The sequence below is a fragment of the Sphingobacterium sp. UBA3519 genome, assembly GCF_002377215.1.
Classification (GTDB): domain Bacteria; phylum Bacteroidota; class Bacteroidia; order Sphingobacteriales; family Sphingobacteriaceae; genus Sphingobacterium; species Sphingobacterium multivorum.
In genome coordinates, this window is the sequence record NZ_DFPI01000034.1 from 1 (window position 1) to 6,190 (window position 6,190).

At 37.0% G+C, this 6,190-nt stretch carries 7 protein-coding genes; 6 read left to right on the top strand and 1 reads right to left on the bottom strand.

What is annotated here, in order from left to right:
- The first annotated feature begins 279 nt into the window (after nucleotides 1-279).
- From B3297_RS21880 to B3297_RS21890, 3 genes are read left to right on the top strand one after another with little or no spacing between them, the layout of a single operon-like run.
- On the top strand, nucleotides 280-576 hold the full coding sequence (locus B3297_RS21880) for a hypothetical protein (RefSeq protein ID WP_286779505.1): 297 nt from the start codon (nucleotides 280-282) through the stop codon (nucleotides 574-576).
- 48 nt (nucleotides 577-624) lie between these two features.
- Nucleotides 625-1,173 (top strand): hypothetical protein, encoded by a 549-nt coding sequence (locus tag B3297_RS21885; RefSeq protein WP_286779506.1) that lies wholly within the window; start codon nucleotides 625-627, stop codon nucleotides 1,171-1,173.
- Between the two features lie 5 nt (nucleotides 1,174-1,178).
- Nucleotides 1,179-1,925: a hypothetical protein gene (locus tag B3297_RS21890; protein ID WP_286779507.1), complete on the top strand. Its 747-nt coding sequence runs from the start codon at nucleotides 1,179-1,181 to the stop codon at nucleotides 1,923-1,925.
- A 123-nt stretch (nucleotides 1,926-2,048) separates the two neighbouring features.
- Here the strand turns inward: B3297_RS21890 and B3297_RS21895 are convergent, their stop codons facing one another.
- Entirely contained in the window at nucleotides 2,049-3,014 is a 966-nt protein-coding gene (locus B3297_RS21895; RefSeq protein ID WP_286779508.1) for a hypothetical protein, read from the bottom strand.
- A gap of 249 nt (nucleotides 3,015-3,263) precedes the next feature.
- Here B3297_RS21895 and B3297_RS21900 point away from each other — a divergent pair, with 249 nt between their 5' ends.
- Genes B3297_RS21900 through B3297_RS21910 form a run of 3 tightly spaced genes read left to right on the top strand, consistent with a single transcriptional unit; the run spans nucleotide 3,264 to nucleotide 6,041 of the window.
- The gene (locus tag B3297_RS21900) at nucleotides 3,264-4,175 is read left to right on the top strand and encodes a hypothetical protein (RefSeq protein ID WP_286779509.1); all 912 of its coding nucleotides are present in this window, start codon (nucleotides 3,264-3,266) and stop codon (nucleotides 4,173-4,175) included.
- Between the two features lie 33 nt (nucleotides 4,176-4,208).
- Nucleotides 4,209-5,108 (top strand): tail fiber protein, encoded by a 900-nt coding sequence (locus B3297_RS21905; RefSeq protein WP_286779510.1) that lies wholly within the window; start codon nucleotides 4,209-4,211, stop codon nucleotides 5,106-5,108.
- A gap of 54 nt (nucleotides 5,109-5,162) precedes the next feature.
- The gene (locus B3297_RS21910; protein WP_286779511.1) at nucleotides 5,163-6,041 is read left to right on the top strand and encodes a hypothetical protein; all 879 of its coding nucleotides are present in this window, start codon (nucleotides 5,163-5,165) and stop codon (nucleotides 6,039-6,041) included.
- The last annotated feature ends 149 nt before the right edge of the window (nucleotides 6,042-6,190 follow it).

The window sequence follows — 6,190 nt, forward strand, 5'->3', positions numbered from 1 at the left end:
AATTTATTTAGGACACATATGATTTTTTGTTTGCTGAAGTTACATGATGGCTTTTGTTATTAATTCGAAAAAATATTATTTTAATTTATTTTAGAATAATATTGTAGTGTATTTGTAAATCAATAAATTTGTAGTTATGAATGCTTCGATCATATTTTAACCTGCGTTAAGTCGATTTTTTTTAGATTAAAAGTTAAGGTTTATTACGAAACACAGAAGGTTTCGGATGATAGTGATCGTGGTCGTTTAAATAAAAAATACTGATAAATAATGATAGATATGAACAAGTTGGCCGCACTAATGTACTTTTTTATTTTTAGCCAAAGTATATTTGCTCAACAGGAGCAAGTAATTTCTCCATCAAATGGAACGGTCGCATCTCTGGAGAAGAATATGCTCTTTTATGCGAATCAATTTTATCCTGTCACGCAGTCTGGAAGTGCACAATTGCCTATGGAATCTCTTTTTGATGGTAGGATGGATGCTGTTTATACCAATGTTGGAATAAATCCCAATAATCCATATGTTATCTTGATTGAAAATTTACCAGATAAACATACACAACGCAGCGCTTAGATCGGGTGGAGTACACGCTATTATGCCGCCAAAAAATTCAAAATTGAGGTGTATGATCAATGGAATAATAATTGGGTAACCATTGCCGATATTAACAACCATGATCAGGGGTATTTCATCATCGGTCTTCCGGGAATGTCAGTTGGCAAAATTAGATATACTTTTTATGAGACGGTTCAAAATGACAATCTGTTAGGGCTTTCAGAGTTATTTTTTATTCACCCTGAATCAGCACAGGCCTACGACAATCTCTTGCTTAGGTATAATGAGCTTGGTAATGTTGGTATTGGTACAGCAACACCGAAAGAGAAACTAGCTGTAAATGGAAGTATTCGCGCACATGAAATTAAAGTTGAGGCGACGAATTGGCCTGATTATGTGTTTGATAAAGATTACAATTTGTTACCACTCAAAGAACTGGAAAACTATGTGAAAATAAATAAGCATCTACCTGATATGCCTAAGGCCGATGCGGTCGAAAAAGATGGTGTACATTTAGGGGAGATGATCAATAAACTCCTTAAAAAGAATGAAGAGTTGACATTGTACATTTTATCACTCCAGAATCAAATTGACGAAATTTTAAAAAATAAGTAAGTATTATGTTAATAAAGCAATTCGCATTTTTTGTTTGTGTTATCTGTGCGACGCAAACATATGGACAAGAAAATACCTTCTCCAACAATGGTACAAAAGTTGGGATACATACCTTACAGCCCAGGGCTTTTTTTGATATGGCCGCAAATATCTCGTATGGAGAATTGGGAGCTGTTTTCGGTAGATTGCCAGAAGGTAACATGATTGGTGATGGGACGTACCTTGGTGTAAGAGGTTTCGATACACAAAATAACCCACAGTCTGGCTTAAAGAGTTTTTCCCTAGAGCATTCGTTCTACGGTTCTGTAAATAGCTCAATCAACTTTTTTCGGGGTGACGGTCAAACAGGCGGATATTTAACGTTTAATACACATAGTAATTATGAACGTATGCGGTTGGACCGAAATGGGAATTTACTTATTGGTACTGTTAATTCTTCCGGTGAAAAGCTTGCTGTAAACGGATCGATTAGGGCACAGGAAATTAAAGTGGAAACATCTAATTGGCCCGACTATGTTTTTGAGCCTGATTACAAGTTGGTGAGTTTAGATGCTACCGAAAGGTTTATTGCTGAAAACGGTCATCTTCCGGATGTTCCCAAGGCAAATATCGCCGAATCAGAAGGCATTGCACTGGGCGAAATGAATACGGTTTTACTAAAAAAAATTGAGGAACTTACTTTGCATCTTATCGAAAAGAACAAACAGATTGAAAACCTGGAAAAAAGAGTACTGAAGCTGGAGTCTAAGTAAGTTAAAGGTTTACGCCATGTTTAAAGGTGCTTATATGATCGAGATGAAAAGTAAGCACCTTTTTTTGTGAATGATAGGTTTTGTCGAAACATTACTGTAGCTAATAGTATGTTGGAAAGAATCCTATTTCGGTAATCTGTTTTTAAGCTTCTTGATTTCGGTACTTTGATCATCAAGCTGTTTTTTTGCCTCAATCGCATAAAGCGTTAATTCCTCTATTTTTTTCAGAAGTACTTTATTGATTTCTCCCAAAGAAATTCCGTTTTCCCGAGCTTCAGCTGTACTGGGTACCTCAGGTAAATGCCCATTTTGCAAAATAAAGGCTTCGATATCTTTCAAAGGACTTAAATTATAATCTTTATGAAATACGTAGTCAGGCCAGTCATTTGCTGCTGTAGTGACCCGTATTTCATGTGCAAGTATCTTTCCACTAACGGAGAGCTTTTCCTGAGGTTTTTTTGTGCCGATTCCCAAATTACCTTCCATAATATAATGATTGTCGTCGCCTTCTACACGCAAGTTGCTTGTCGTCCAAAGCGGTGTGTTTACCATCATTTGAATGGGAAAATCTGCGGTAGGCGAGCCCGATTGTGTAGCTGGGAATGAAATTTCATGAAGGCTCGACAAATTCGTTACTTCATTATGGGTGTAAGTTACCTTTATACTACATTGAATGTAGGGTTTTACCTTTAAGAGAACAGGCATTCTTTTGTTGGGATAACCGAAATGGGATGTGTTTAAATCCGACTCATGACCGAAAGAGACACTAAATAGATGGTTTCCGTAATTTTCCACTTGAAGAAGCTGCATGTTTCCATAATTTACCCCGAACCCATATCCCAGATTAATAACATATTTGGCGTAAGCAGGTGAATAGGCCTGTTGAAAAACTTCAACGATGATACTCGAGGCAGCTTGCCAGTGAAAGCTATTGTAGCCAATATCGAATAACTTAAATTCATACGCTTGATCAGTTGAAGAAGTAAAGCCTTCTAAAATTTTTGTTTTAATTGCCAGATCTTGACAATTTCCATTTGTATTGAAAATAAAAAGCAAAATGGGCAATAATACAGTTTTAAATACTTTCATGACATTAATTTTTTTGTAAATATAGTTTTATTTGATTCTTTTAACATTAAGGTGGTGATATTTTGTTACTTTTGCGAAAATTATGGCGATATGTGTATCGATAGTCGCTATCATTGTTAACTATTTTAATCTATTTTTCTTGCAAGATTTTGTAATTAAGTCTATTTCGTGGAAATTGTCCATGCTTTTGATTGTTCGTTTAAGAAATTTTTATGTTAATTGTATTTTAGTCGTTTTTTTATTTTTTATATGAAAAGAAAAATTCTTATAGCCGTTATGGCTATTCTTCCATGTTTTGTTTTTGCGCAGTCCTCTGATCCCAATATTGGTATCGGATTGGGAGATCCTATTTTCGGTATCAATCTAAAGATTAATTTTCCCGGTCTGACAGGTGGATGGTCGAGAGGGTATAGCATATCCAACCATGACCGAAGTAAACAGTTTATTATGTTTGGTACCATGGGTAGCGCGAATAATGGTATAAGTACACAAAGCTATTCCTTCATTGGACAAGATTGGTATAATGCTTATATGGTTTTTCGCCCTGACGGCAATATTGGTATAGGTACAACAGAGGTTGAAAATAGTGAAGGTTGGAACCGCGTACTTCAGGTAAAGGGAGAGTTTCACGCAAAATCAATCGTGAGTTCGAGTCAAATAACAACGGGTGTCTGGTCGCACAATACGGGGTATTATGGGGCTCCTGCGGGAGGAGTATTGGGAACAGCTTCAGATCATCCTGTGAGTGTCATGACCAATTCCTCAACAAAAATGACGATTCTTCCTAATGGAAATGTTGGGATAGGCACTATAGCACCACAAGAACTCCTCTCTGTTAACGGAAGTATTCGAGCTCATGAAATTAAGGTACAAACATCGAATTGGCCTGATTACGTATTTAATCCTGCTTATGAATTGAAACCACTCCAAGATGTTGCCCGCTTTATTTCAGTTCATGGTCATCTTCCTGATGTTCCCAAAGCTCAGCTTCTTGAAAAAGAAGGCATATCTGTGGGGCAGGTTAATGAAATTTTGATGAAGAAAGTAGAGGAATTAACACTTTACCTCATTGAAAAAGATCTAGAGCTAAAGGAATGCCGAGATCTCCTGAAAGAGAACACAGCGAGACTTGAACGTCTGGAATCAATATTTCGCAACTAATCTAGATTAACCTGATATCTTATAATTTTATTTATGAAATTTTTTTTATTCGCTTTAATTTTAAGCGCCGTTCAATTCGCATTTGGACAAAGTAGCAATGGCAGTTTTGTTGTCAATGGCGAAAACGATAAGTACTATCCTGTTGTTTTCAAGGATAATGGTTGGGAATCGAATCAGCCAACCGAGATTCAGATCGGAAGATCAAGTACTCATGAAGATTTTCTTTGGAATGGATCTATAATGGCCAACTTCAGGATACATACGATGATGTGGGGACATGGTTCGCATTTTATTGAGGCCACTATTTATCAGCGACGTCATGATCTAGATGAAATCGCTCCTTTTATAGCGGGCTATCATGATGCAACAATCTCTAGTAATAACCGTGATTTTGTCATTTGGCTAAAGGGTATGACGACCTATCATTTTACGTCAAATTTTCCACAAAGTCCAAGAGTATTTGATAATGTGCAACATCAGTTGCCTTATCAGCAAGAGAACGGTGCCGCGCATACATTCAAGACCGAGATTGATGAGTACGTCCAGTCTAATGGCATGAATTTAAGTGGCCATCTGTCGGTACTTGGGGCGGGTAATAATTATTTCGCCGGAAATATCGGTATCGGTACGCGTGTACCGACAGAAAAGCTTGAAGTTAATGGAAAAATACGTGCAAAGGAGATAAAAGTCGAAGTCAATAACTGGCCCGATTATGTTTTCGAAGAGGATTATTTATTGCCAAGTTTAACTGATACCAAAGAATTTATTAAGTTGAACAAGCACTTGCCGGGCGTACCTAAGGCTCATATTGTAGCGGATCAGGGGTTGGCAATTGGAGAAATGAATAAAATTCTCTTACAAAAAATAGAAGAGCTGACCTTGCACGTAATATCGCTCAGCGAAGAGCTTGATAACTTGAAGCGCTCGAAATGAGCTCTGATATTTTTTACTTTTTCAATAATTTTTACATTTTTTTAAATTTTGACTATGCTATTTAGACTCTTCATGCTCGTTACGATAGTTGTAATATCGATTAATGTACAGGCTCAACATTTTCTCGAAAAATCTTTTAAAGTTGCTTTTCCGCATGGAAGCAATAATCAGGTAGCTTATTTAAATATTCCGAAAAATACCTACATAGTTGGTGTAATCGAAATTCAGTTGGCTGGCGGTTATAATTACCAACCTAATCGGGGAATACTGAATAAGCGCATCGATATTGTTTATAATGGTGTACCTGGAGAATACCTCGACCAGCGCGGCGAAATTACGCAGGCCTCCGAGCCATTAGCATCTTACTGGGCTATAGGTGAGTATGATGCGTATAATTCACGTATTCCGATATACCATCTGAATAATAATGGGAATGATTTAGGGATAAAAGTTAAAATGCAGCTTTTGCACGAAAATTCCGTTTCAGTAATCCAATCGGAGCTTTATGTTAGTGATCCAGTTGAAGGGCCTACCGATATAGCGCGTAGTTACCGACATTTTAACGACGAACGAATAGGAATAGGTACTACCAGTCCCGAATATAGATTGGATATTGTCGGAACAGCGAGAGCACATGAAATTCGCGTGAATACCCAAAAAACGGCCGACTTTGTATTTGAGCCAGATTACCAGCTCCCTGATCTTGATTCAGTGAAAATGTTTATTCAGGAAAATAAACATTTGCCAGGGATCCCGAGTGCTAAACAGATGGAGAAAGAAGGTGTCAATGTCGGCAATCTACAGATTGATTTATTGCAAAAGATAGAAGAGCTCACCTTGCATCTTATTCGGGCAACAGAACGCGCCGAATGTCAGGAAAAAAGAATTGTGGAACAGGAAAAACGGATCAAAGAATTGGAAAACAGACTGTGAATGTTGTTTAGAATTCTTTTAAATATGTAATAATTTATATATAGTTAAAAATATTAAAATGAAATAGCGTTGGAAGCATAATAAATCTCCAGTTCTGAAACGAACACAGCAAACTGCTATTGCTCAGCATATGTGTCCTAAATAAATTT